The following is a 25374-nucleotide window of genomic DNA, read 5'->3' on the forward strand; positions in this document are numbered from 1 at the left end:
CGAGTTTGAAATTAACCAAAAGGCAAGTTTGCAACAAGAAAAAACGAAAAGGATGTCAGGTTATTTTATGTTTTGAATCATAGAATAATATGCGTCTATCAAAAAGAGCTCGATGAATGTATAGGCGCGACGCAGCAATCCCCACAATTCTACTTGACCAACAAATAGATCATCAGCAGGATCCAAATCACCGTCAACATCGGCGGGATCACTCTGCTGAATAGTTGATTGACAGAAAACTTGGAGAGGTAGCTTTCGTAGAGTTTTCTACGCTCGCGGTAGCTCTCGTCGTTTTCTCTGAGGAAATTCTTGACCTTGTCCAGCATGTGGTGCTCTTTGGATTGGATGAGCCACCAGATGACGGTGATTACTCCTCCAAACACACAGAGAGCCATCAAGATCATGTGGTCATTGCCGTCACCGATCCCGTTGACAGTGGCAGCCAAGAGGATGGACTGAAACAACAGGAAGAAATTGAGTCTGTTGTTGAAGTTGAGTTCGAGGATTTGTCGGTGCGTCCATGCGCGACTGAGGTCTTCTGGTTTCATGATGATACTTGGCACAACTGCTATACCCTCAGTTGCGCTCACTCAAGATACCCATTGGGCTTTGGATAGAAAAAAAAGTAGATGCTTAAATCATCTTCACCTGCATCGAAAGCCGCTACATCTAGTAGATTTTAGAGGTTTGCTACTCCTTTATTTCGACATAAGGATCCTTGTCCTCTTCCCCACCCAATATATCAGGCTCAGGTTCCCAGTTGCCTTCTATGGAGCTTTGTGGAATTTCCATGCCTGTGACTTTATCTATCTCGTATATCCCAAAAGACACCTCATTGCTCAACGAAACCACATACTTGTTCTCCATCTCCGTCACCTCGCTATCAAACCACTGACGAGGCAAGCCAAAAGCATTTTGGACAAAAGAAATCTTTTCTCTGTCCTCGCTTGTAGGTAGGTAAAAGTCATCTACCCCAAAAAAATCAAAAGGACTGATCCCATGGGGCATCACATGGACTGTAAAGTCGTATGTATAATTCCTCGTTTCTTGACCTAGTGGCACGAACCGAATGCGTCTTTTGTACTGTACCAGAACCTCTTGGGTATTGGACCAAACAGAGATGTCAAAATCACCAAGAATGATGTCCAAGTCCGGATATTTCTGCCGAACAATGCCATGAGCGATCTCAGTGATCGAATCCTTTCCTAAGGTTGTTATGCGTTCGATTTCCATACGGTTGTGTCCTTGACCCAAAACATCCACGCTGCTCACGATCGATAGTGTGATGAAGAATATAGATGCGTGAAGGTTCATGTTTTTAAATTCGTAGAGTCAAGACAACGCTAAACTTACTCTTTCTTTTGCTATCAAATCACGGACCCCGTCCCAAAGGCTGATCCGCTTGGTCAATGCATCTTTGGCTATAGTCAATGTCTCCTGCCATTTGGTTTCATCTTCGCCACAGAGTTCTGCTACCATTTGTAGAGAAAGTGGTCCATGCTCGTCTCCATCTAGTTCGATATGGCGTTCGAGATAGTAGCTCAGCTTGTTGTAGCGCGTGTTCTCTGCGTCGGCATTTTTCAGAATCTCGATGAACATGTCTGGAATGACATCCTCTCTCCCAAAAGTAAATGCTGCAGCCACCAAGTGAGGCTTGTCCGTGGCTATCGTCGAGAAAGAAAACTCCACAAAATCAATCACACGTTGATCAATATTGCTGGCTTGTAAAGAATCAGTGACAGACTTTCCTTGTTCGATCAATCGAATGAACTGATCGATTTCATTCGTCTTTGCACCGACTTGGAGCATCGCCTCTAGGTACATTTCAAAGTGACTTTTAGGTTCTCCTAACTCGTTGATATCGCTTTCCTCACCATGTACGATCTCATTGATGAATCGTGCTAGTGTCGGGTTAGTTCTAGGAGTCCAAGGGGTATGTACGTTCGTCAATTTCAGCTGTAGAGCCTTCAACAAAGACATAAAATCCCATACGGCAAAAACATGGTTTTCCATGAAAATTTTGATGTCATTGATGTCCTTTAGGTTTTCGTAGAGCGAGTGTTTTTGCAATTGGGTACGCAATCCAGCGATCTCACTTTCTATCTCTTGTATTCTATCCATCGGGTTCACTTCTATGTGACTTGCACCATGGCAAGGTGTTGTGATTTGTTGTTTGATTGTGCCTCAAAACCTTACGGGTGGAGGCATATATTTATGGGCTGCAATAGTGCTTTATTTTTCTATGATTCACAACCCTTTGGGTACAATATGGCTATGAAGAGTACTACACATTCTGCCTAAGAGGTACCATCTCTTTCTTACCTAAGATATCAGTCAACTTCGTCAGTGTCTGCTTTAGTTGATGGATTTCTTGCGCATTGATCTCATCTGATGCGAATTGGTCTATGATCTGCTGAGGGATGCACATTGCTTCTTTTCGCAGGGCTTTCCCTTTTTCCGTCAAGGAGATGATTACACTTCTTTCGTCCTTCTCAGAACGTTGGCGTTCGATCAGTCCTTTGCCCTGCATCCGCTTGAGTACAGGGGTGAGGGTATTTGATTCTAGATGGACCAGATGACTGATCTCCGACACGGTCATCTGGTCTGTCTGCCAGAGGGTCAGTAGCACCAAATACTGTGGGTAGGTGATGTCCAACTGACTGAGAAACGGGGTGTATAGCTTGGTCACCATGCGAGAGGCCGCATAGATCGGAAAGCATATTTGGTTCTCTAGCCACAGTGTCTCAGGATTATTCTTCATGAGCTAAGGTTTGGTGTATGTACTTGTCAATCTTCTCGGGCTTGGTTGTCGGAGCAAAACGCTTGACGGGTTGACCTTGTGGATCGATGAGAAACTTGGTGAAGTTCCATTTGATTCGACTGCCAAAGAGTCCTCCCAGTTCATTTTTGAGATAGCGAAAAACAGGGTGTGTGCCCTCGCCATTCACTTCTATCTTCTCCATCATCGGGAATGTCACGCCGTAGTTGATCATGCATCCTTCTTCGATGGATTCTTTTCCTCCAGGTTCTTGATTGCCAAACTGGTTGCAAGGAAAGCCTATGATCACCAAGCCGTCGTCTTTGTATTTTTGATACAGCTTTTCTAGCCCTTCGAACTGTGGTGTCAGTCCGCATTGACTGGCGGTATTGACCACCAAGACCGCTTTGCCAGCAAAATCTTTCATCTGTGCAGTTTTTCCTTGGAGGGTAGTTGCTTCTAATTCGTAAAATGGAGTGTTCATTATTTGTTCGTTTTTTGGATTAAAAATTTGAGTGCGCCTGTGGACCAAAGAGCCCATAGGATCAGTACAGGCTGAAAGAAAAGCCTAATCAAACGAGCGCGATCTGTGTCCAGACCGAAAGCATCCGTTCCGTTTAGGTATTGGGCGATGTTGCCAGGGAAGATCAGAATGTAAAACATCGCCAAGGCCAATCCCACATAGATTCGGTAATTCTTCCAGAATATCATGCCTAGTCCTAAACTGATCTCTACCACACCCGAAAGGATCACGACCAGATCTTTACTCAGCGGGATCCAGAGCGGAACCTGCGCCTGAAACTCTGCTCGCTGAAAGGTAAAGTGACCGATAGCTGCCATCACCATGAAAAGCCCAAGTATAATTCTCAGTACTTTTTGATAGTTGTTCGTCTCTATTTTTGGGGATATCATATTTGATTCGTTTACAATTAAATCGTTCACGATGTAATTTACGAAAATCTTTTATATATGTTGTATTAGAATCATGATACAGAATTAATAGGGACGGTGTGTTGGGAATAGTAGTTAAATAAACAAGGAGGGAATGTCGCTAGATAGAAGACTATTGTTTATGTTAAATCTGTTTAGTTGAAAACTAAGGACATTAATCTGAACGGACTTCTATGAACAATATCCCAAACATATCATTCGATAGTAGCGAAAAGGCCACAGATATTGAATTTTTGAGGATATCTGAATTATTCGAGCGCGTAGAAGAAAATCCTAACCATGATCCACTGAAACCTCACCGAATTACCTTCTTTGCCTTGTTGATTGTTACGGAAGGAGAGGGAATGCATCAAGTCGATCTAGAGAACTACTTACTAAAGAAAGGGTCTGTATTGAAAATCGCTAAAGGGCAAGTGCATGCTTTTCAAGAAAATCTAAGTTACGACGGTTACCTTGTCGTTTTTACAGAAGACTTTGTTTTGAAGTTTTTCTCTAAGTCTACCATTGACTTTATTTCGCACCTCTACAACTATCATATTTCAGATCCACTGGTGGAGGGTAGTAATTTCAATGAATCATTTTTGGCACTGATCGCACGGGAACTGAATAATGAAAATACCTATGCACAAAGGAATATAATAGCCAAAATGCTGGAGCTGTATCTGTTGAAATTGGAGAGAGTGTCGCACTTAGCTATTTCTACGAAACGTAACACAGAGCAGTATCCACTGTTCTTTCAATTCAAGAACTTGGTAGAAGAGAGGTACATGGACACGAGAAATGTGAAGGACTATGCGGAATACATGTCCGTCTCTGCCAAGCAATTGAATGCGGTCGTCCAAAATTTTACCTTGAATACTGCCAAGTATTTCATAGACGAGTATGTGGTTTTGGAAATAAAAAGAGCAATCCTCAGTACCAACAATAGTTTGAAGGAGATCGCTTACGAGTTGGGGTTTGATGAAGTGACCAACTTTACCAAATTTTTTAAAAAGCATACAGGTATTACTCCAAAGGAGTACAAGTCATCTCTTTGATTGATCCAGTTCCATATTTACCATTTTTAGGAGAGTATTTACCTTTTACAGCAGTGGTTGAAAGTGGAATTTTGCTTTAAAACAATAAACAATGAGTCAAGTAGCAACATGCCCAACATGTGGCAGCAAGTCAAAAGTCAAAGAAACAAATGGAAAGGTCGTGTATCAAGTAGTGCAAGATGATGAAGCATTCAGTAAAATAGGCCAACTAAAAAAGGCTATGGAGAAGTTCAAGGCTAAAGCAGAGCAACTAGAAAAGGAGCTAGAAACAATCCAGTTGAATCAAAACATGCAATCATGAAAATAGCAGTAACCTCAGCAAGTGGACAATTAGGAGCATCGATTGTCAAACAATTGATCAAAGAAATCGGAAAAGAAAACGTAATAGGAATCGCACGAACGCCAGAGAAAGCTAGCCACTTGGGAGTTGAGATCCGAAAGGGAGACTACAACGATCGGCAGCAATTTGAACAAGCACTAAAAGGGGTGGGTGCTGTACTGCTAGTCTCTGGTATGGACGAACCACAGAAAAGAATCGAGCAGCACAGAAATGTCATAGCAGCAGCTCAAACAAATGGTGTTCGAAAGATCGTGTATACGAGTATCGTGGGAGATGAAACAAAAAGTGCTTTTGCACCGATCGTAAAAACCAATCGCCAAACCGAAGAGGATGTAAGAGAATCGGGACTTCAATGGGCGATTGGTAGGAATGGTATCTACATCGAGCCCGATTTGGAATACCTCGATCAGTATATCAAAGCAGGAGAAATCCGAAACTGTGCAGGCGAGGGCAAGTGTAGTTATACCAGTAGAGGGGAATTGGGATATGCCTATGCGCAAATGCTCTTGAGCGACCGTCACAATGGCCAGACATATAACCTAGTAGGTCAGCCTATCACCCAAGGAGAGTTAGCAGCGTTGATCAATCAAGTGTATAAAACTGATCTTGTATATCATTCCGTTTCTGTAGAGGATTATGAGACAGAAAGGAAAGATGAGTTAGGGGAATTTATGGGTACCATAATAGCAGGTATCTACGAAGGAATCGCCATTGGCTCCAACGATGTGCCTTCTGACTATGAGAAAGCTGCTGGCAGAGTGCATAAGGCTCCACTAGAGATGGTTCAAGAAATCAAAAATGCTTGATGGAGGTTACAAATTATAGTAGCAGGATCGTTTGGATTCACTGGGTTTCAGCAGGGCTGATTTTTGCTTTGATTTATACAGGAATTAATATGGAGCATGGAGCGCATGATCTACAAAAGTTCAACTTGTATAGAATATCTCCACGCTTTAATGCTGCCTCAGCCCAAATTCGTCCAAATCCAAGAGAAGAGCCTGTGATGAACCAAACTTTGTTCTCTTTTTCATGATATTGATTTTATGATTAGAATATTACAAAAATCAATAACCATACTTGCCTTCTAGTAGACTATTTGAGGATATGTGTAGTCAAAATGAGGAAGTTGAAAGTCCGTGATGTTACTACCAAAAGGTAGCCAGGCTAGTGAATCACTTTTTGGTTGTGACGACTATTTGCTCATTTAGTTTTTTGTAGAGGATGTCAAAGTCCTTTTTCAATTGATCATACTCTTCGGGTTGGTAGATGTTCTTTTTGAATTCGAAGGTTGCATCTATTTTGACGAAGGTGTCGAACGCTTGTACGTTGTAGCTGAATGTCATCAGCTCATCATCAAACGAGGTGCTTTCTGGAAGGTGTTTGAACTTTGAGTTCTCATCACAGCCTATGGTACTGGTGTAGACTCTCTTTTTAGTGTAGACTAGGTCGACTGGGTATTTTCTTTTGAGCTTCACCAGTGGGTTTTGAGCGTACTCTATTTTGTTGAAGGGGACGAGGTATCTGTCTCCTTCGAAGCTATCGATAGGTCGTATTTTTTTATAGTTGACTAAGAATGGAGCCTCTAGCACATCGTCGTTGTTGACGGAGATGTCTCCGTTCAGCTCTTCATGCTCGAAGATTAGTGATGCGTTGAAGGCATCTGGGTCGTCTAGGTACTCTTGTCTTGCTTGCCAGGCATCATAGCCAGTTAGTTGTTCGCGGACAGACATGGTCGTTTCATTCCCACTGATTTTGAAGGTAGAGGCTTCTAATTTTTGCGAAGTAGCGAGCGGGCTAAGTCCAATCCATTCATGGCTGTCATCCTTGATGATGAAACCGTAATCGTTGAAGCATCGGGTGGGGAGGAGGTAGTAGGGGAGCAAAGGCTCTGTAGCGTCGAGAAGGAGGACACCGTTATCTACTGCTACCTCTGCGATGACGTAGTTGAACTTTTGGGTGATGGGGTATTGCGTATATATTTTGCCATGTCTTCTGGTACTGATGAGGATTGGGTTGGATTCTAGTCTTGCTGCGCGAAGCATGCCGATCAAGAAGAGGTTGAGGTCACTGTCATTTCCTGTTTTGCTGCTGATGAGCTCGCGAGGACGTTGTGTGGTGTATTTGCCATAGTAGTGATTCCATCGGAACTGATCTTTGATGTACTTCGTGATGATTTCAATCTTTTTAGTTCGGACTAGCCCGTTTAGGTTAAGTTCTGGAAGGATATTTTTGGCCGCATACCGCTCCGCACTATTAATGTATTTGCCAAAGGTGTCTTCTTTGTTGAAGTCATCTACCATGTCCTGCCATGTGGTCACGTATTCGGTAGATGCGCCTGTGAGCTGAGTTACTTTGGCGAGTTGAAACTCGATTTTTTGGATATAGTCTTCTCGTGATGTGATAAAATCATCGTCAGAAAAAGCTGCAACATCGCTGGATGAATATGTGTATACCATATCCCGATACTTTACTCCGCCAAAGCTGTTTTCTAGCCCTTTCTCTACGTAAGATTCCTTTTTCAATCCCTCGTTTTGTCCCTGAAAAAGCATGATGTATTCGTAGAATGGAGTCATTTTGACAGTGTACTCACTGTATAGTGCAGGTATGGTGGATTGAAACTCCCAGCTTTTAAGGTTCCATTTGAACGGAGAATTGATCTGATAGGTATATTCGATGATAGATCCTTTTTTGACTCCTGGGATGGCAAATTTCTTTTGATGCCATCGTTCGCTGAGTTGTTCATCAAAGATTTCCTCTTTTTCTAATTCACTGGTGGTTAGCTGTGCGTTTTCGTAGTTGTAGCTGACAGCCTTTATTTCGGAGACTTTTTCTGTTTTGTTGTAGCCATCTACATAGTAGGGGATGGAGACATTGGACCAGTCATCTATGGCAGATTCGTCGAGAATCTTGATGCGAGTGGTTCTGGTGAAGTATAAATCCAGTCCTCCATCACTGCTGATCTTAAAACAGGACTCTCCGAGATCAAATAAAATAACGGCCGCTGCGGTAGAGTCCTGTTCATAATATTCGAGATCGAATTCTGCTTGACTCAGTTTGCCATATCTCCTTTCGGGTGTTTGGCCAAATAGCGCTGATTGAAGGAGGATCAATAGGGACAATAGGAGTGAAAATCTAATCATGGTTTGAGCGTAATGGTGGTTTTTCTTTCTGCGTTTTTAATGGATTGCTGAAAGTCGTAAAAAGCCTCGTAGGGTTCGCCAACAGCGTAGGTAGCTCGTGGCATGGTTAGCTGACGCACACAAAGTATTTTTTGGTCTTCCAGATAAAAATCCAGAGAATATCGACCTGCTTGCGTGTCTATGAGAATGTTCTCTGGTTTATGGATTTGTGAAAATTGATTAGGATCAATGTTGAAAATGATCGAGTCGGTCACGTTTTTTGGTACTCGGATTCTTAGTTCACTCTGACGTTCGTCGGGATCGTCGAGTTTGATCAGTTGTGATTTAGGCAGGAATAGTACTTTGTTTGATCCATAGTTTTTGGTGAGGCCATAGATGGTTGCTTCTGCTGTCATTTCTATGATTGCTTCGTTTCGATCTTCGGCAGTGATGATATTCCACTGGTTAACTTCTGCTTTAGATATGGGAAAATCTTGTTTTATCCTTTTGTCGATTTGGGAGGAGCTGAGGTTTTTTTTAATCCCGTGGTAATACTCATAGTTTTCTCCACGATAGATTCCTCTAAATTTTGTAAGGTACTTGTCTCCGTTTAACGTGATGTCAATGCGACGGGTAGTGGCGATTTCATCTATCTCTAGTTTGGGAAGGTTGACGAGTTGGCTTTCTCCTTTTTTGACGAAAAGTCCTTTTCTATTCTGAGTAAAGCTTCCCAAATACCCGAAAGGTGCACTGTTGCTGGTGTTTTCTAACCAGACCGTATCTGATGCTAGAGGAACGCATAGGATGACGTGGTTGGATTGATGACTAGGAAAGCTGTCGATCATGGGGACAGGGTTATCTCCAGCGTAGACGAAGACGGGGTAAGAATCGATATCTATCGCCGCTAGAGTGCTCTGCATGTAGGTAGTGAGTGCTTTGCAGTCTCCATATTTGTTGGTAGAGACGTAGCTGGCAGGGTAGCTTTTTAGTCCTCCATACTCGATCCCTACATAGATGTAGCGGACCTGATCTTGAATGTGGTTGTAGAGCGTTTTGATTTTTTCATGGTCATCTTCTATTCCTTCGACCAACTTTCGAATAGCGATTTGGTCAGCAGTAGCCAGGTCACTACATCCCTGATTAAGCGCTAGGCTCCAGTCTCCATAGGTAGCCCAGCTTTCATAAGATCCAGGCTGGTCGTAGACGAACTGATCAGGCGTGATGATGATCTTGGGAGACAGTTCGTAGCGACTAGGGCCATGTGTTTCACTAGATAGTGCGGGGCAGTTTGGGGCAGTCCATTCATAGTAGGTTGGTCCATTGCTATGACGGATCAAGGTCGTGTCTGTCCTGAGAATGTTGATATTGAAGTTAGCGGGTTTGGTTAGGCTCAGTTGTGCAGCACGCGTGGGGACTTGGTAGCGGTAGTAGGGTGTCCATCGTGCGATCGATGTGTACTCGTCAAAATCTTGCGTATAGGACACGTGGATTTGGTAGGGGTATTGGTTGTGAATCAGTTGAAATTCTTTGACATAGTCATCTTCGTACCATGCGATTTGTGAAATACTATGTCGTTCAGTGATATCCTTCTTTTTTAGTTTTTTGATGATTTGTCCCTTACTGTCCAGTAGCTCAGCTTCTAGGGCTTCAATTTTATTGCCCTTGCTATAGGGGATTTCTATTTCAGAGATCCAATCCCCCTGCCTGTTGTTGACCTGAATGATAACTTCTTCGCGGTAGCTGATTTTGCCTGATTCCGCGATGGTGATCTGACTGTCGTAGCGTATGATTTCAGCGTCTGGTTGACGTGGAGTTCCTAACCAAATGCATAGCGTAAGGAGCGTGTATAACAAAGTGTAACTAGTTGGTATGTAAAATGAGTAGAATCAAAGTCCCACAGATTATCTCGCAATATATAAGTCATTAGGGATTATGTCAATTGAGACGTAACTATAGCTAGGGTTATTTTTTTAGATAGCATGAATTGTGCGTGTATTTCAGGAGTCATATAATCCCTTTTTCGAGGCAGGTGTTGATTAGTTCTGCGGAGGTTTTTACGTTCATTTTATGCATAATATTACGGCGGTGAGTTTTTACGGTATGCTCACTGATGTGGAGTGTATTGGCAATAGCCTTGCTGTTTTGCCCTTTGGCTAGACATTGGATGATTTCCTTTTCTCTCTCGGAGAGTTCAGGCATATCTGATTTGACGGAGCGCTTGCCTCGGAAATAGTCAAATATTTGATTGTTGATTTTGGGATGGAAATAATTTTTTCTTTGACTTGTTAGTGTGATTGCTTCTATGAGTTCGCTCTTGTGTGCATCTTTTAGGATATACCCTTGGGCACCTTTTTCCAATGCTCGTTTGATTTGTTTCATTGACTGATGCATGGTGAGCATCAGTATAGGTAGATCGTATCCCTTGGATAGGATTAGTTCCATGGTTGCTATGCCATCGATGACAGGCATGTCTATGTCCATCAAGATTAAATCGACCTCTGTAGCGTCAAGAATGGAGGGAATCTCGTGACCGTTTATTGTCTGACTAACCACTTCTATACCGTCACCAGATTTGAACATTGATTTCATGCCTTCGGCAAAGAGAGGGTGATCGTCGACTATCAGTACCTTTATCATAACTCTTCGATGTTTTCGTAGGATAGTGGTAAGTCTATGATGACAGTAGTGCCACTTATTGTATTGCTGTCAAATTTGATGTCACCTTGTTTGTCTGCCACCATTTTGTTAAGGGTTTCGACTCCAATACCACCACTTTTTGGTTTGTTTTTGGTATCAAACCCTCTGCCATTGTCTTGTACCATGATATTCATGATTTGTTCCTCCTCAAAGCAGGTCAGGAGTATACTGAGCTTGGTAGCGTGGGAGTGCTTGAGTACGTTACTGACTAACTCTTGAACGATTCGGTAGATCGTGATCTCTTCGTCTGCAGCGAGTGCATGTCCACACATGGATGCTGAAAATTCGACTTCCAAGTCTCCAGACTGGCGGAGGTGCTCCGAGAGTTCTTTTAGTGCGGAGACTAAGCCGAAGTTTTCGGAGATGCCCATATTGAGCGAATGCGACATATTACGGATATCGTTACAGGCTTGATCTACGAGTGTAGTCAAGGTGTAGTGATTAGGGATGCTTTCTTCCTCTATTCCGTTGATGTTGACTTTGATGGTAGCGAGTAGGCTACCGAAATGGTTGTGCAGTTCTTGAGCGAGGCGTTTACGCTCTTGGTCTTTGCCTTCTACCATGGACTGTAGTGCTTTGGTCTCTTGGGTGTTGAGGAGTTTTTTTATTTTTTCGTCATGCTGTTTGCGTTCATTGGCTGACATGAGGCGCGTGTTGTGCAATCGCTGACGAAAGTAGAGGATTAGAAGTATAGCTAGCGCGAGTAAAAACACGGCTATGATAATGTAGGTTCGGTTCATGAGTTGGCTTTTTTCTAAGATGGCAATTTCTTTTTCTTTCTGGTTTACCTCGAATTCTGTTCGTAGGTCTGCCATTTTCTTTGTGGTTTCAGTGTTTTCTATGCTGTCCTTGTAGGTTATGTATTGGGTTTGGTAGGTAAAGGCTTGAGTATAGTCTTGCTGCTCTTCGTAGAGTTGAGACAAGAGTAATGAGGCATCTCGGATTTGCTCCTTGAGGTCAAGTGCTTTGGCTATTTGGAGTGCTGCGTTGGTATGATTAATAGATGAAGTTATATCATTTCTCTCGGCATACAACCTACCGAGTTGATTGTGATAATCTGACATCCCAAATTGATCTCCGAGTGGCTCTAGCATGTCGATGGCTTTTAACAAGTCTCGTTCGGCAGTTTGGTCATCACCTTGTTGCCAATAGACTAAGGCACGGTTGCCTATTACGTAAGCCTTACCGATGGTTAGACCTGTAGTGTCAAACAGTGGCTCAGCCTCGTTATAGAGAGCTAGGGAAGAATCAAGGTAGTTCAGAGTATAGTAGCTGTATCCTGTATTGAGAAGGTTGATGGCTAATTTTTTGATATCACCATCTTTGCGCAAAATTTCGATCGCTTTTTTTTCATACAATAGAGAGTTCTTGAACTGACTGTTTGCAGTGTAGGTATTGGCGATTTCTAAATATGCCTCTGCTTGTAACTGCAGGTAGTGATTTTCTTTGGCTAATTCTGCACTTTTGATAAGTTGTTTTAGTGATTCTTTTAGGTTGCCTTTCATTCTATAGGCTACTCCCTGATACTGATATGCTTTAACAACGTAATTGGTCTGTTTATGGTCATGAGCAGATCGAAGTAGGCGTTTGGAATAGGTCAATACATCTTCTGGGGAGCTGCAAAGCTGGGAAAGATTACTAAGGATGATTAGTTTATTGGTTGAAGAAAGGGTATCGTCTTCTGTTAACAATATTTTTAGGCTATCGGCGGCTTCTAGGTTTTGGGCATAAATATTTGGTTTGATACTGAAAATAGCAATGGCGTAGACCATTGCTATTTTCAGTATGGTTTTACTTTTGAAGTAATCAATCACCTTGGCCAACTTTTAGTTTGGGGTCAATGCAAATCTCAAGAGAAGCTGGGTCTCCGTTGAGCTTATGATAATCAAGGATGATGTTTAAGCAAAATTCTACATTCTCTTTAAGAGGAAATTCATTTGTGATCTCCATTCCCAGACTTAACGGGTTATTGTCAACGATCTTAAAATAGGTGGGCAGAATAGGATGTGCTGCATTTTGGGGAGCTGAAATGGGGTTTGAAGACGCGAAATACAGGGAGTGAGTAGAGTAGAGTTGAAGAGGTAATATTGTGAAATATATGATTGATCCTGCTTTTACTTCTTGATTGTTTCCTATCGTGAAATTAGTAACCGAATTTCCCAATGACATAGAGCCAGGGCTAAAAATCATGGTGTGTTGTAAAGCTAGAGCGTTTAGGCTACTACTAGGGCTTTGTAAAGAAGGAGATCCAAGAAGGACGCTATTTGTGTCAACTTGAATGAAAATGTTTTTTGAAGATGTTCCCATTTCTTATATAATTTATCTCTTTTAATTGTATTGTACAATAATACAGGTTTTAACCATTGAGATGATACCCCAAAAGCGGTATTTCTTTCTGTTAATGAAGGAGTGCTTTGTATTAGGTATCACCACTTATGTGTCATCTCTTAATAGTGATTCTAATGATCAAAGGGAGAAAGGTGTTATTCTCGTATTCATGAGTTTGACGGGCTGATTCAGTTCAAACAGTTATGAGATCAATTTGGATTATGAAATGTCATTTCCTTTAAACTATTAAATATACTTATAGTGAAGCATTCTTATGAGCAGACACTTCTGCTAGCGGATACATTTTTAGGGAAGGAAACTCCTGCTTTTGTCCAGTATTTATTCACGTTTAGATAGGTACATTCCGTTGTTTGCTATAGCTAAGGTCTCTCATGATGAAATGGAGAAATATGGTGATGAGACAATATCAGATATGAATGCCGATTTCTTACAATTTATCCCTGCTGATATTTTCCAACTTGGCTTTAAATCGTCTTGTAAAGGATCCCATATGTGCCATTATACCCCAAAAAAGGTAGAGGAAAAGGACAATAAAATGGTGATACTGCATGCTACGATCTGTGAGATATGTCACAGACTGGCGGACACCGAAAAGCCTTAATAGAGTAGGTGGAAAATAAACCAAAAAACTATCTCAGTGTATAGTCGCAGGGGCAAATAAGTGCCTGATGTATGATCACTTGAGCTAGGGACCCCTCACATAAATATCTGATTAGGTGCTTTGATTTTGTCATATGCAGCGTGTCATGAAAACCAGCTACAGTAGTGTAGTACTGGTCGAATAACATATGAATGGCTAAAATATTTTTGATTCATCTGTGGGGTGTCGAATGAGGGGCGCTGAACAACATTGCCTGTTTAATCCATTTTTAACCAAGACCCAGCGATCACCTTTACTTCCGAATTTTAGCACTCCGACCTGCTATGTTTGGTATTGCACCATGAATTAATTTAAAGAAATACAATGACGTATTAGCAAGATAACTATGCCTTCGATATTTGTGATATAGGATAGGCTGCCGCTGGTGTCGCTCAAAATTTTGAGTAGACATGCAAACACTTGATTGCCCCGAACTAACGATCTACGAAGTACCTAATTCGGAGATCGACTCTGACCGTATGTTTATCCAGGAAGTAGCCCGGATCATAAAAAAGCACGCCAGAGAGACCAGATTTGATGTCAAAGTGCTGGCTGAGATAGTAGGCTATAGCCGTGCACAGCTGAGTCGAAAACTAACAGCTCTCATTGGGGTATCGCCAGGTAGGCAAATTCTAATGGTTCGCTTACATATGGCATCTGTATTGTTGCGTGAGGGAGATGCCTCTGTCAAGCAAGTAGCCTGGAACTGTGGGTTTGTTAGCTACCAGAGCTTTTGGAAAGCCTTCGGTACGCGCTATGGATGCTCCCCCTCAGCTTACCGAATGTGTAGGAATCCTTCCAAACAGGTATGCCCCTCGTGTGTCTCATGGGTTACGCCCCCATCTCCAGAACTGAGAAATTCTATGCTAGCCATAGCTAGAGGAAAGCCATGGCTATGTACGTTTTTAAAGTTACTACTAGATCACTTGGGAGACGAATCAGTCGTATTAGATGAGCTAGCCGCATCGCTAAATCTGAGCTCTTCCCAATTGATAAGGAATTTAAAATCTTGCTTAGGTATTACCCCCATTCGATTTTTACAACAGCTTCGAATTTTGTATGCGGCAGAGTTACTCGCCGATGAGACTGTATCGATAGCTACAGTTGCCTATAGAGCTAGTTTTTTTGATCAAGCTCATTTTTCTCATGCTTTCAAAGGGACATACCGTTGCTCGCCTTCGGTCTATAAGAAGCAGAAGCGCCAAGAAAATTTTTGCACTTGGCTAAAAAAAGAACTTATGCTACATGATGAGATGTGATTGCGGATTTGATACAAGTAAGGGCTTGAGTTATTGATCAACTTTGATTTGTCTTTAAAACGAAGAGAACTATAAAATCTAAAACCTAGACATATGATCAGAGCAGGCCCTACTTAATTGAGCATTGATTTTAAATCATTGAAGCAAATACTCGAGAGAAATCAGTACAATAATAAATTATATCACCTAAAACTAAATGAGATGAAGTATTCATTAAATTTTAAAAACAATTCTTCCCAAAAGGGAAATGTATGTATCTATCAGACAGACCCAGATTTGGGCGTACATGATGTCATGTCATTGGCTTGGTTTGCAAAGTCAGCCTATCCTACGACAAATATTTTATTCCAGTGGCAAATTGATTACTGCTACACTTGGTCTAGACAGGGAATTCTAAAACCTGGGATAGTATATGAAGCGGCACAAACGTGGGTGGCAGACCTTACCAATAAGAATGCCATAGATTTCATAAAGGACACTTCATTGGATGCCTATTCGTTTGAAAATCAAACAGCAGGTTCTGAAGATGGCAGTTTGTACATCAATGAAAAAAGGAATGTAGGTGCCAACGAATGTTCGGTAGGAATCGGGATGTCTGGTAATGGGACTTTCGTAGTAAACTCACAACCGAATATGCAACTACAGTTTACTCCTCATCCAAAGTATTGGATCACATTCGGAACTTTTACTCAAGGAGAGGTTTTGGATCTTGAGAAGATCACTGCTACAGCTCAGGAGATTGCATTTCCTGTCAACCAGTACAACCTAGAGGTCACACTCAACGAGGATAATACTTGGACTGTAGGATAATCATCTGATGTTCTTTTGAAATAATTTGGCAGTGCTCATTGTAACTATTGAGTACTGTCATCTACCTACCTCTCCTTTCTCAATCCATGTTTTGATCTACTGGTGCAACTATGTAGCGGTTAGCTTCTTGTCATTTTTTAGACACTGTGATAGATCATTTAATTATGGATGTAGGGGGATCAATCTAAACGATTAATTAAGATGGAAAATTACACTACGTATGTTCAAGAAACGTTACGCGCTATGCAGCAGTTGAACTTGGTCTACAATTATAATTTTTTGTATTTCAGCAACTATGTTTCGCCCGCAGAATATGGGCATCCAGATGGATGGGTGTTTGTAGGTGAAGGCTCGGTGGGTCTTTATACCAGTAATAATTGTTGCAGGCTTGCTACTGAAGCTAGTGGGCAGGCTGTGTTGAGTCAGGCACTACACGAATTTCCTAGATGGCAGGAGTTATTGCGTAGCGAGACCGTTACGGCCAAAGCACATGTGCACCTAGAAACAGAAGCTGCTGTCAGTCTTTCTCTATCAGATGGTATCGTTACCAAAGAAAGCAGTACGAATGCTGCGGGAGACTATGAGTTGGAAGTGCAGTTAGCTGTTGGTGCCGCCGCAACTGGGCTAATACTGAAAATAGAATGCAGTACGCCAAATGTAGTTGTTGATATCAGCAAAGTGTACGCGAATATCGGTTCTATTGCTTTGAGTAATCTCGCTTGTATGGTAAATGGGGTGATCGGAGAACGAAAGCAATATATTGCCACAGAGAACCCTCCTGCACAGGAGCTATCGCTTTGTCAATCTGCCGAAGAATTAGGTATAGGCTATTCACGTTTGGACTCAGTGCTCAACCATAGATACGGTAAGGGGGAAAATAGGTCATTGTTGCCAGACATGAGGGGTTACTTTAGCCGTGCATGGAATCATGGCGCTAGTATCGATCCAGACGCTAACCAAAGACAGAAATGGGGAGCGTCTAATGTCAGCGGAGACCATGTAGGGACATTGGAATTAGAGGAATTTAAGGAGCATAATCACTCCATAGCTTTCTCGGAGATTGCTACCCCTGTGGGACAGGCATCTGTCAACTTGGTAGGGAAGGGTAAAACGTCTACAACCATGACCGGGGGCAATGAAACTAGACCTTCTAATATCTCCGAACTCTATACTATTAAATGGGCATGACGCCTCTCTGATCATGAGAGGTTGATTCATCCCGATACTTAATCTATTAACAAACTTAAAATTTAAAATCATGAAAAGTATATTTTCAACAGTAGTAGTATGTCTACTGCTCACGGGCACCTATGCTCAACCACCTGAGTCATATTATGACAATACTGTAGGTGAGTCAGGCTATCAATTGAAAACGACCCTTTACAATATCATTAAGGGGCACAAGAAGAAGACCTATGATGAACTATGGGGATTTTTTGATTTGACCGATATGAAAGGGGATACGCTCTGGGATATGTATTCATTCCCTCCTCTAGTTGGTAAGCCCAATCCTTATTACTATGGATACCAGGTCACACAATGTGGGACATATAAAATGGAAGGAGACTGTTACAACAGGGAACATTCGTTTCCAGCAAGTTGGTTTGGCGCAACAAAAAATAAGAAACCTAAACCGATGTACACAGATTTGTTTCATATCTATCCAACTGACGGTTATGTCAATAGCAAACGGAGCAATTACCCGTTTGGTAATGCAGACAAAACCGAGTTATACGCTTCACAAAATGGTAGTAAACTAGGCTATTCATCGACGAATAAAGAGCTAGGGAAGGATATCATCGTATTCGAACCTATAGATGAATACAAGGGAGATTTTGCGAGAACGTACTTTTATATGGCTACTCGCTATCAGGATAAAATAGCAAGTTGGAATACCAATAGTTTATATGCAGGACAAGTTTTGGATGGAACGGACACTACGGTTTATCAGCAGTGGTATTTAGATCTTTTGCTCGGCTGGCATAAAAAAGATCCTGTCAGCCAAAAGGAGGTAGATCGAAACAATGCCGTCTATTTGATACAAAACAATAGAAACCCATTTATAGACTCTGCCAATTTTGTGCAGCGAATTTGGGGTAATTAAGCACAATTTTTTTGATCAGCTATATTGGTAGAGAGAAGCGGTATGTATACAGATACCCTTCTCTCTTTTCGATACTTCTCATAGTCACCCATACCACATTAGTGTGAGTCAGTACCCCAGATGCGGTGTATGTGATTATCCCTATCACGGGGGATAAAATAGCGTGTGCTAATGATCAACTTTGATATGTCTTTAAAACGATGCGCATCAAAAAAGAGGCAAAGGCGAAACCCGAAAAGCCTATTGGCAAACAGAGTAGGGGACTAAAAAATAATATTGCTATGAATAATATAATTAATGTTCAGATCACGATCGATACTGACGCAATCATCAGAGATTTTTCAACACCAAGTCAAGATCCTAATGCTCCTACTGGTATTGGTCACCAATACGAGTTTATGGTGGTCACGGATGGAGCCTCTATCTCTGGTCAAGGAGGAGCGGATTTGAATTTTAGAGCTCAGGTCGGTGACAATGTTCGTTTTCATGGAACATCTGCCTCTGATAATTTTGAGAATGCAATTTTAGTGTACGGGATCAAGAGGTTTGGAGGAGATCAAGTCTTTAGCCCTTTCATGAGTTTTACCTATACCAAGAATGGGGTCAGCCCTTCGGGTTTTGACGTATTGCCCGCACATATAGGGTCAGAACAGTTTTGGTTCTATGAAGGACGTGTGATTACTGCAGGTGTTGAGAATTTTCAGGTTGTTTTTGCTCTCTACACTAGAGGAGCTTCTGGAGAGCCAGAAGTCTACGGTTATTTTCAGTGGGATCCTACAGTGACAGTAGAAGGATAATTTCTAGTGTTTTGATCAATAGAGAAAACCACCAAAAAGAAGTTTTGGTGGTTTTCTCGCTTTTAACAGAAAGTCAATTCAATTTTTAAACATAAAACAATACAATGAGTACGATCGATAATAATACAAAACTATCAGTAACAAACAATACTGACGAAGCAGTGGAAGTATATGTGACTTTTGCAGCCGAAAATAGCGAAAACAAATGCTGTCCGAGTCCAGTTGCCGTAGGGCAGTTTGGGTTTCTTACTAAAGTAAATGATTTGAGAGGGAAGTTTACTTTAGGAGCAAATCAAACACAATTGTTTGATGCAGAGGGCCGGTGTTTTAGTGGAAACATTGGCTTCTATATTCCTCCACAGTGTCCAGTGGCTGGTGCTGATTTTCATCATGGCAAAACAGGGACGAGTATCGCCGAGTTTACGCTCAATCCTAGTTCACCATGTGCCGAAGCATTTGATATCAGTTGTGTCAATGGTGTCAATTGTTTTATAGAGGTGAAAGTAGAAAAAGGGTTAGGTTGGAGCTATGGTCCAGAGAGTACACCTATCACTAGAATATACAACAGGGGGTTGCAGGAGAATGAAGGCAACCCAGGGGTCTACCCTGTTAACTGTACTGATTGTGTTCGATTGGTAGGGGATGCTCCCTGTCCGACATTGCCAATCGGGCCTGCACAGTCAGAGAGAATCTGTAATGTGCAGCGCTCCGAAAGAGGAGGAGTCGTACAAGTCATCTTGAATACTCCTGTACCAGCGTAACTGTTCGCATCATGCAAGTCGTCCTTTTCAAATCAGAAATGCCCCAGCGAGTATTTCTGATTTGAAAAGGACGACTTTTTTATACTGACTTGAAAAAATACCTCGATTGGGGTATGCAGTTGTTTACCTATTATACCTGATGTATACGATGACTAGACTTGTCACTTTTGAAAAATAATCTATCACTAGATAGAGCGAAATGCTTTTTGTCAAAAGGGTATAAGAGAGTTTAAAGGAAAATAAATAAAGTGATGAAAATTAAAAATCTTAAACGACTAGGTCTGGTGTCCATAGTTTTGATGGTGGTCTCTCAGGGCTGTATGATCAATGATAAGACAGGTGAAATTGTAACGGGTGTCACTCCTCAAGCTTTGCCAGAAACTGTTTCAGGGTTTAATTTCCCTGAAGACTCCCTGACTATCTATCAGTGGCTGAGCAATAGAGATACAGAAAGTATTACCAAACATGCATGGGGTATTTGGGCAGGCCTAACGGCTAATTCCGATCAGGTGTACAACCTATCAGACACGTTGCTCATATATGAGACATGGCTAGGGGTGTCAGATATTGCCTCTCAATGTGCTAATGGAGATACATTGGGTGGATGTGTTAATGCTAAGTTCACTAGAGAGAAATTAGATTTCCCGAACCAGTTGACGCATAATTTTGGTTCGAGCGTGACTTCTACCATTCAGGATAATCCAGGCTTTTATGTGTCAGTTTCTTATGACCCGAATGCGGCATGTTTTGCTACTAAAAATTTGATACTGAACCAGTCGAGCGTTACTAAAAAGCTAGTGAAGGATAGTATTGGTAAAATCCCTCCCTTCCCTAACAATAGTGTGACTATCAAACCGACGTATTTCATTGGACAGGTGAGTGACGATTTTATTCGAATTCCTGCTTGGCACGGTGAACCAGAAAATAGGGGACAAGTGTATGGCCCGTCTGCATGGAATGCTTATATTTTCGTAGATGTCAATAACCTACAGACACCTGGAAAAGTAGCTGTTCCAGTAGACAGTACTGTGACGTCCCCTCCAGCTAGTGCGATCGTTAATTTGAACGAATTTATTCATTACAGTCTAGATACGGATGCGGCGACTTATATGAACAAGCAACAACTGGGACAAACGGGAGATAAGATTAAATCAGGAGATTTGGCAATACTGATATGTATGCATGTGGGGACGAAAGAAGTTAGCAACTGGACGTGGCAGACATTTTTTTGGGCCACAGACCCGAGTATTCCAGATTTTCCGAGTTCTGCTTGGGAGGCCGGTTTACGGCCAGAGGGACTTAATGGAGCTGCTGCTCACTATGCTGTGTCTACTGCCTATGCCATGGTGTGGCCAAATCAGCCTATTACCAACGGGACAAATGAAGGTGTAGAACCGATTATTGGATATAATCCTTATTTGGAGGCTGGTCTTTCAGCTCCTTTTGGTGATGTGAATAAGCTGGATTCTTCTTATCAATACGGGATGCAGACCAACTGTATGAGCTGTCATGCAATGGCAACCGCCAATGCAAGTAACGGTAAATCGTTGAAATATACAGCAGATCAATATGTGGACATGAGCGACAGTATCTTTTATGATTGGGTGCAATTAGATTTTGCATGGTCTATTCAAAGCAATATCAATGAAACAAAATAGAGGTTGAGTGATTGTATTTGATCTTTTAATAAAGAGACAGGGATAGGTTGACTAAGTGAAGGCCCATTATGGGCTTTTGCTTAGTTTTTTTGTGTTAAAACACTGTTCAGAAATGTAAAGCATTTGTTCTAATAGAATGAATGCTTTTTTCATGTCAGTACCCCAAAAGAGGTATTGGACTGTATACTCCTTTCTCCTGACGGATTGAATCCGAAAAACCGACATTTTTGAGTGATTATTATGCAATGCTGTGGCAGGTCTAGAACTGTCGCTAAGGGACTACTCAAAATAGAACATGAAGAGTTAGGGCTGTTGAATTTTGATCACAACAACATGGTTAATTAGTTTTTTGTAAAGGCTCGTTGTGAGTTTTTGCAAAAAACTAAGTTGTCAACTTATTCATTCAATAAAGTATAAAAAATGAAACAGTTTAAATTTTACATAGCAGTCATGTGCTTGGTCGCATTGGGGAGTGTGACTTTGAAAGCGCAAGAGGCCGTGTCCTCCAGTGGGGGGGATGGTCTATCGCCAGACGGGGCAGTTAGCTTTACTATTGGTCAGATGGCATACACTAATTATTCTGGTCAAGACGGAGCGGTGAGTGCTGGAGTTCAGCAAACTTATGAGATCACGGTAGTGACAGGGATAGAACGTGAGGAGATTCAGCTGGATTTGGTAGCGTATCCTAATCCTACTACAGATTTTTTGCATCTGAAAATAGATGGGGGAAATAGCGGGGAGTTGTCTTATCAGCTGTACAATCTGCAAGGGCAAATAGTGTCTAAGAATCAGTTAAACAATGACCGAGCAGTTATCGATATGAAAGACCTACCAAGGTCCGCATACTTCTTGAAAGTGCTAGGAGATAGGCAGGTGTTAAAGACGTTTAAAATCATCAAGAACTAAATGTCAAAAGCTTGAATTAAAGAAAATGAATTTAGTATTAGAAATTAATCAAATGAAAAAAACATACACAATAATAGCATTGGCTATACTGACGGTTACTGGTTTTTTGACAGAAAAAACATCTGCGCAAGCACCAGAGAAAATGAGCTACCAAGCGGTAGTACGAGATGCTAACAATGCCCTCGTATCAAATCAAGAAATAGGAATGCAAATTAGTATTCTAGAGGGCAGTATTGAAGGTAGTACTGTTTATATGGAGACACAGGTGCCTACCAGTAATGCTGGAGGCCTGATCACTTTGGAGATTGGTTCGGGATCCGTCATTAGTGGGGATTTTACATCGATCGATTGGTCTACAGGTAGTTTTTTTATCAAGACAGAGATTGATCTAAATGGCGGTACAGATTATACCATCACTGGGACAAGTCAACTCATGAGTGTGCCCTATGCCCTGTATGCTAAAACGGCTGGAAATGCATTTAGCGGTGATTTTGATGACCTTACGAATAAACCACAAGGTTTAGGAGAAAAGTTGACCGAAGTAGAGGTAGATGATTTTGTGGCGAATAATGGCTACTTGACCGCAGAAGTGGATGGATCTACAACCAATGAGATTCAGGATTTACAATTAGAAGGGAATAATTTGACGATTACTAGCAATGGTAGTGCCACGACGATAGACTTGAGTCCCTATTTAGATAATACTGATACTCAGCTGACTGAAGCAGAGGTGGATGCCTACGCGGGTAACAATGGTTACTTGACCTCTTTCACTGAAGTGGATGGATCTGTAACGAATGAAATTGAATTGCCAGCGCAAGCTGATCAGGCGGGTAAAGTCCTTAGTACAGACGGTACTTCTCCTGTATGGGTGTCTAATGTCAGTACACAGTTGACCGAGGCTGAGGTGGATGCTTATGCGGGTAACAACGGCTACTTGACCGCAGAAGTAGATGGTTCAGTGACGAATGAGATTCAGGATTTACAATTGTCAGGCAATAATCTAACGATTACCAACAATGGTAGTGCGACGACTATTGATTTGAGTCCTTATATGGATGATACAGATACGCAACTATCAGAAACAGAAGTAGATAATTTTGTAGCCAATAACGGCTATTTAACCTCATTTGCAGAAGTAGATGGCTCAGTGACGAATGAGATTCAGGATTTACAATTGTCAGGCAATAATCTAACGATTACCAACAATGGTAGTGCGACGACAATTGATTTGAGTCCTTATATGGATGATACAGATACGCAACTGTCAGAAACAGAAGTAGATAATTATGTAGCCAATAATGGCTACATAACCGCAGAAGTAGATGGTTCAGTGACGAATGAGATTCAGGATTTACAATTGTCAGGCAATAATCTAACGATTACCAACAATGGTAGTGCGACGACTATTGATTTGAGTCCTTATATGGATGATACAGATACGCAACTATCAGAAACAGAAGTAGATAATTTTGTAGCCAATAACGGCTATTTAACCTCATTTGCAGAAGTAGATGGCTCAGTGACGAATGAGATTCAAGATTTACAATTGTCGGGCAATAATTTAACGATTACCAACAATGGTACTGCTACTACTATTGATTTGAGTCCTTATCTCGATGATACAGACACCAAGCTTACAGAAACAGAAGTAGATGCCTTTGTGGCCAATAATGGCTACATAACCGCAGAAATAGATGGCTCAGTGACGAATGAGATCCAAGATTTACAATTGTCGGGCAATAATTTAACGATTACCAACAATGGTACTGCTACTACTATTGATTTGAGTCCTTATCTGGATGATACCGACACCAAGCTTACAGAAACAGAAGTAGATAATTTTGTAGCCAATAATGGCTACCTGACCTCATTTGTAGAAGTAGACGGTTCTGTTACCAATGAAATTGAATTGCCTTCACAGGCTGGTCAAGCGGGGAAATACCTTACCTCAAATGGATCGGGTGCAGTATGGAGCGATCTTTCAATAAGCCCATCTGTTAGAACAGTTAGTGCGAATGTTACACTAACCTCTACGGATGAGAGGGTTATCGTCACTGAAAGCATTACAGTCACGCTACCCGCTACTCCAATAGATGGACAGTTATTGACTTTAGCTGCTACCAATGTCACTGCAACGATCAACGGGAATGGTAGGACTATCTATATAGCGTCTAATTCAGCACCCAGCTTTACCTTTTCAGATACAAGTACCAATATGTACATAATGATCTATAGCTCTACGCAAAACGCTTGGATAGCCACCTATTAATTAGATTAAAACAAAATAACGATGAGTGATTTTATAGGACAGATAAAAATGTATGCTGGCAGAGTAATTCCACGTGAATGGCTAGCCTGTGAAGGACAGATTTTGCCAGTGACGCAGTATGAGGCTTTATTTAGTTTGATAGGCAATGATTTTGGAGGTAATTATAGTGAAGGTACTTTTGCGTTGCCTGATTTGAGAGGTAGAGTGCCGATAGGGGCAGGGACTGGCCCGGGGCTTAGCCAGAGAGTTCAGGGTAGTCGTAGTGGGGTGGAAGATGTTGCTTTAAACCAAACCCAGATCCCATCTCATAGTCACGTAATAAGTAGTACTTCTACGACACAGAATAATTTGACAGTGGTAGGGGCTGTTACTATCAAATGTTCAAACAAAGCTGGAGACACGGGAGATCCCAGCAATGCGTTTCCTGCTAAGACTAAGGATCTCAATGGGGATGATATATATACCTCGGATGTGTCTGACGCTACATCTACTATGAATAGTGCGGTCTTGGATATAGAGGCAGACGTGCATGGAGATATAGCGGTGAGTACTGATAGTACGTGTGGTATGACTGGAGGACAAAGAACCCACACAAATATGCAACCTTGGTTATGTGTCAGGTTTATCATCAAATACGACGGTGTTTTTCCCCAAGAAGGTTGATATTTGAGCTCACGAGTTACCTCTACAGAGGTAACTCGTGTTTTTGCCAGCCTATAGTTGGAGTCCGCATACGGTGTTTAAATAGTGATGAGAGGGGGGCAAATGAGGGATTTAAAACCAAGTAGGTTAGCCAAGCTACCGTTTTAAAAAGCTAGCCTTACAATAGTGTCCATGTTGCCTTAGCATTAGCTTGATGTAAGGTAATGTTTGGGTGTTTGTTCCTAAAGATGGGGTAAATGCAAACTTGCCATTT

General features: G+C 41.7%; 24 protein-coding genes. 13 read left to right on the top strand and 11 right to left on the bottom strand.

Features of this window, described 5'->3' with window-relative positions:
- Positions 1 to 149: 149 nt before the first annotated feature.
- From BGP76_RS16590 to BGP76_RS16615, 6 genes are all read right to left on the bottom strand, one after another.
- Complete coding sequence (locus BGP76_RS16590; RefSeq protein WP_119845495.1) at positions 150 to 590, bottom strand: hypothetical protein; 441 nt, start codon at positions 588 to 590, stop codon at positions 150 to 152.
- Between the two features lie 100 nt (positions 591 to 690).
- The gene (locus tag BGP76_RS16595) at positions 691 to 1314 is read right to left on the bottom strand and encodes a hypothetical protein (RefSeq protein WP_119845496.1); all 624 of its coding nucleotides are present in this window, start codon (positions 1312 to 1314) and stop codon (positions 691 to 693) included.
- 18 nt (positions 1315 to 1332) lie between these two features.
- Positions 1333 to 2121, bottom strand: a complete 789-nt coding sequence (locus BGP76_RS16600) for a DUF3050 domain-containing protein (RefSeq protein WP_119845497.1) — start codon at positions 2119 to 2121, stop codon at positions 1333 to 1335.
- A 163-nt stretch (positions 2122 to 2284) separates the two neighbouring features.
- Complete coding sequence (locus tag BGP76_RS16605) at positions 2285 to 2761, bottom strand: MarR family winged helix-turn-helix transcriptional regulator (protein WP_119845498.1); 477 nt, start codon at positions 2759 to 2761, stop codon at positions 2285 to 2287.
- Complete coding sequence (locus BGP76_RS16610; RefSeq protein WP_073120807.1) at positions 2751 to 3242, bottom strand: glutathione peroxidase; 492 nt, start codon at positions 3240 to 3242, stop codon at positions 2751 to 2753. The genes BGP76_RS16605 and BGP76_RS16610 overlap by 11 nt, the downstream gene beginning before the upstream one ends.
- Positions 3242 to 3670, bottom strand: a complete 429-nt coding sequence (locus tag BGP76_RS16615; protein WP_185146856.1) for a hypothetical protein — start codon at positions 3668 to 3670, stop codon at positions 3242 to 3244. Before BGP76_RS16615 ends, BGP76_RS16610 begins: the two co-directional genes overlap by 1 nt.
- 212 nt (positions 3671 to 3882) lie before the next feature.
- Here BGP76_RS16615 and BGP76_RS16620 point away from each other — a divergent pair, with 212 nt between their 5' ends.
- The 3 genes from BGP76_RS16620 to BGP76_RS16630 all read left to right on the top strand — a co-directional run bounded on the left by BGP76_RS16620 (position 3883) and on the right by BGP76_RS16630 (position 5892).
- Positions 3883 to 4746, top strand: coding sequence for a helix-turn-helix domain-containing protein (locus BGP76_RS16620; RefSeq protein ID WP_119845499.1), 864 nt, complete (start codon positions 3883 to 3885; stop codon positions 4744 to 4746).
- A 91-nt stretch (positions 4747 to 4837) separates the two neighbouring features.
- Positions 4838 to 5047, top strand: coding sequence for a hypothetical protein (locus BGP76_RS16625; RefSeq protein WP_073120801.1), 210 nt, complete (start codon positions 4838 to 4840; stop codon positions 5045 to 5047).
- The gene (locus BGP76_RS16630; protein WP_119845500.1) at positions 5044 to 5892 is read left to right on the top strand and encodes an NAD(P)H-binding protein; all 849 of its coding nucleotides are present in this window, start codon (positions 5044 to 5046) and stop codon (positions 5890 to 5892) included. The genes BGP76_RS16625 and BGP76_RS16630 overlap by 4 nt, the downstream gene beginning before the upstream one ends.
- Before the next feature lie 366 nt (positions 5893 to 6258).
- Here the strand turns inward: BGP76_RS16630 and BGP76_RS16635 are convergent, their stop codons facing one another.
- The 5 genes from BGP76_RS16635 to BGP76_RS16655 form a co-directional block, all read right to left on the bottom strand.
- Positions 6259 to 8226 (bottom strand): DUF3857 domain-containing protein, encoded by a 1968-nt coding sequence (locus BGP76_RS16635; RefSeq protein WP_119845501.1) that lies wholly within the window; start codon positions 8224 to 8226, stop codon positions 6259 to 6261.
- On the bottom strand, positions 8223 to 10058 hold the full coding sequence (locus BGP76_RS16640; RefSeq protein WP_158584312.1) for a DUF3857 domain-containing protein: 1836 nt from the start codon (positions 10056 to 10058) through the stop codon (positions 8223 to 8225). Before BGP76_RS16640 ends, BGP76_RS16635 begins: the two co-directional genes overlap by 4 nt.
- Positions 10059 to 10209: 151 nt before the next feature.
- Complete coding sequence (locus BGP76_RS16645) at positions 10210 to 10842, bottom strand: response regulator transcription factor (RefSeq protein ID WP_119845503.1); 633 nt, start codon at positions 10840 to 10842, stop codon at positions 10210 to 10212.
- Complete coding sequence (locus BGP76_RS16650; protein WP_147407494.1) at positions 10839 to 12716, bottom strand: ATP-binding protein; 1878 nt, start codon at positions 12714 to 12716, stop codon at positions 10839 to 10841. The genes BGP76_RS16645 and BGP76_RS16650 overlap by 4 nt, the downstream gene beginning before the upstream one ends.
- Entirely contained in the window at positions 12709 to 13209 is a 501-nt protein-coding gene (locus BGP76_RS16655) for a hypothetical protein (RefSeq protein WP_119845505.1), read from the bottom strand. Before BGP76_RS16655 ends, BGP76_RS16650 begins: the two co-directional genes overlap by 8 nt.
- A gap of 1092 nt (positions 13210 to 14301) precedes the next feature.
- Here BGP76_RS16655 and BGP76_RS16665 point away from each other — a divergent pair.
- The 10 genes from BGP76_RS16665 (at position 14302) to BGP76_RS16710 (ending at position 25121) form a co-directional block, all read left to right on the top strand.
- Positions 14302 to 15150: a helix-turn-helix domain-containing protein gene (locus tag BGP76_RS16665; protein WP_119845507.1), complete on the top strand. Its 849-nt coding sequence runs from the start codon at positions 14302 to 14304 to the stop codon at positions 15148 to 15150.
- A 201-nt stretch (positions 15151 to 15351) separates the two neighbouring features.
- A complete protein-coding gene (locus BGP76_RS16670) occupies positions 15352 to 15960 on the top strand; it encodes a protein rhiA (RefSeq protein ID WP_119845582.1) in 609 nt (202 codons plus the stop codon).
- A 201-nt stretch (positions 15961 to 16161) separates the two neighbouring features.
- The gene (locus BGP76_RS16675) at positions 16162 to 17148 is read left to right on the top strand and encodes a hypothetical protein (RefSeq protein WP_147407495.1); all 987 of its coding nucleotides are present in this window, start codon (positions 16162 to 16164) and stop codon (positions 17146 to 17148) included.
- A gap of 70 nt (positions 17149 to 17218) precedes the next feature.
- Entirely contained in the window at positions 17219 to 18064 is an 846-nt protein-coding gene (locus BGP76_RS16680; RefSeq protein WP_119845509.1) for an endonuclease, read from the top strand.
- 281 nt (positions 18065 to 18345) lie between these two features.
- Complete coding sequence (locus BGP76_RS16685) at positions 18346 to 18861, top strand: inclusion body family protein (RefSeq protein WP_073121764.1); 516 nt, start codon at positions 18346 to 18348, stop codon at positions 18859 to 18861.
- 104 nt (positions 18862 to 18965) lie between these two features.
- Positions 18966 to 19622: a hypothetical protein gene (locus BGP76_RS16690; protein ID WP_073120776.1), complete on the top strand. Its 657-nt coding sequence runs from the start codon at positions 18966 to 18968 to the stop codon at positions 19620 to 19622.
- A gap of 251 nt (positions 19623 to 19873) precedes the next feature.
- Complete coding sequence (locus BGP76_RS16695) at positions 19874 to 21280, top strand: hypothetical protein (protein ID WP_147407496.1); 1407 nt, start codon at positions 19874 to 19876, stop codon at positions 21278 to 21280.
- A gap of 420 nt (positions 21281 to 21700) precedes the next feature.
- Positions 21701 to 22186 (top strand): T9SS type A sorting domain-containing protein, encoded by a 486-nt coding sequence (locus BGP76_RS16700; RefSeq protein ID WP_073120773.1) that lies wholly within the window; start codon positions 21701 to 21703, stop codon positions 22184 to 22186.
- 52 nt (positions 22187 to 22238) lie between these two features.
- Positions 22239 to 24458, top strand: a complete 2220-nt coding sequence (locus BGP76_RS16705) for a hypothetical protein (RefSeq protein ID WP_119845511.1) — start codon at positions 22239 to 22241, stop codon at positions 24456 to 24458.
- Between the two features lie 21 nt (positions 24459 to 24479).
- Positions 24480 to 25121: a phage tail protein gene (locus tag BGP76_RS16710; RefSeq protein ID WP_119845512.1), complete on the top strand. Its 642-nt coding sequence runs from the start codon at positions 24480 to 24482 to the stop codon at positions 25119 to 25121.
- Positions 25122 to 25374: the final 253 nt, after the last annotated feature.

The organism is Reichenbachiella sp. MSK19-1 (assembly GCF_003590315.1).
In the GTDB taxonomy this organism is placed as follows: Bacteria; Bacteroidota; Bacteroidia; order Cytophagales; family Cyclobacteriaceae; genus Reichenbachiella; species Reichenbachiella agariperforans.

What these genes read in the sequence shown, in the direction of transcription:
- BGP76_RS16595 (WP_119845496.1), bottom strand. Translation starts at nt 1,314, where the DNA reads ATGAACCTTCACGCATCTATATTCTTCATCACACTATCGATCGTGAGC.
- BGP76_RS16600 (WP_119845497.1), bottom strand. Translation starts at nt 2,121, where the DNA reads ATGGATAGAATACAAGAGATAGAAAGTGAGATCGCTGGATTGCGTACC.
- BGP76_RS16605 (WP_119845498.1), bottom strand. Translation starts at nt 2,761, where the DNA reads ATGAAGAATAATCCTGAGACACTGTGGCTAGAGAACCAAATATGCTTT.
- BGP76_RS16610 (WP_073120807.1), bottom strand. Translation starts at nt 3,242, where the DNA reads ATGAACACTCCATTTTACGAATTAGAAGCAACTACCCTCCAAGGAAAA.
- BGP76_RS16615 (WP_185146856.1), bottom strand. Translation starts at nt 3,670, where the DNA reads ATGATATCCCCAAAAATAGAGACGAACAACTATCAAAAAGTACTGAGA.
- BGP76_RS16620 (WP_119845499.1), top strand. Translation starts at nt 3,883, where the DNA reads ATGAACAATATCCCAAACATATCATTCGATAGTAGCGAAAAGGCCACA.
- BGP76_RS16625 (WP_073120801.1), top strand. Translation starts at nt 4,838, where the DNA reads ATGAGTCAAGTAGCAACATGCCCAACATGTGGCAGCAAGTCAAAAGTC.
- BGP76_RS16630 (WP_119845500.1), top strand. Translation starts at nt 5,044, where the DNA reads ATGAAAATAGCAGTAACCTCAGCAAGTGGACAATTAGGAGCATCGATT.
- BGP76_RS16635 (WP_119845501.1), bottom strand. Translation starts at nt 8,226, where the DNA reads ATGATTAGATTTTCACTCCTATTGTCCCTATTGATCCTCCTTCAATCA.
- BGP76_RS16645 (WP_119845503.1), bottom strand. Translation starts at nt 10,842, where the DNA reads ATGATAAAGGTACTGATAGTCGACGATCACCCTCTCTTTGCCGAAGGC.
- BGP76_RS16655 (WP_119845505.1), bottom strand. Translation starts at nt 13,209, where the DNA reads ATGGGAACATCTTCAAAAAACATTTTCATTCAAGTTGACACAAATAGC.
- BGP76_RS16665 (WP_119845507.1), top strand. Translation starts at nt 14,302, where the DNA reads ATGCAAACACTTGATTGCCCCGAACTAACGATCTACGAAGTACCTAAT.
- BGP76_RS16670 (WP_119845582.1), top strand. Translation starts at nt 15,352, where the DNA reads ATGAAGTATTCATTAAATTTTAAAAACAATTCTTCCCAAAAGGGAAAT.
- BGP76_RS16675 (WP_147407495.1), top strand. Translation starts at nt 16,162, where the DNA reads ATGGAAAATTACACTACGTATGTTCAAGAAACGTTACGCGCTATGCAG.
- BGP76_RS16680 (WP_119845509.1), top strand. Translation starts at nt 17,219, where the DNA reads ATGAAAAGTATATTTTCAACAGTAGTAGTATGTCTACTGCTCACGGGC.
- BGP76_RS16685 (WP_073121764.1), top strand. Translation starts at nt 18,346, where the DNA reads ATGAATAATATAATTAATGTTCAGATCACGATCGATACTGACGCAATC.
- BGP76_RS16690 (WP_073120776.1), top strand. Translation starts at nt 18,966, where the DNA reads ATGAGTACGATCGATAATAATACAAAACTATCAGTAACAAACAATACT.
- BGP76_RS16695 (WP_147407496.1), top strand. Translation starts at nt 19,874, where the DNA reads ATGAAAATTAAAAATCTTAAACGACTAGGTCTGGTGTCCATAGTTTTG.
- BGP76_RS16700 (WP_073120773.1), top strand. Translation starts at nt 21,701, where the DNA reads ATGAAACAGTTTAAATTTTACATAGCAGTCATGTGCTTGGTCGCATTG.
- BGP76_RS16705 (WP_119845511.1), top strand. Translation starts at nt 22,239, where the DNA reads ATGAAAAAAACATACACAATAATAGCATTGGCTATACTGACGGTTACT.
- BGP76_RS16710 (WP_119845512.1), top strand. Translation starts at nt 24,480, where the DNA reads ATGAGTGATTTTATAGGACAGATAAAAATGTATGCTGGCAGAGTAATT.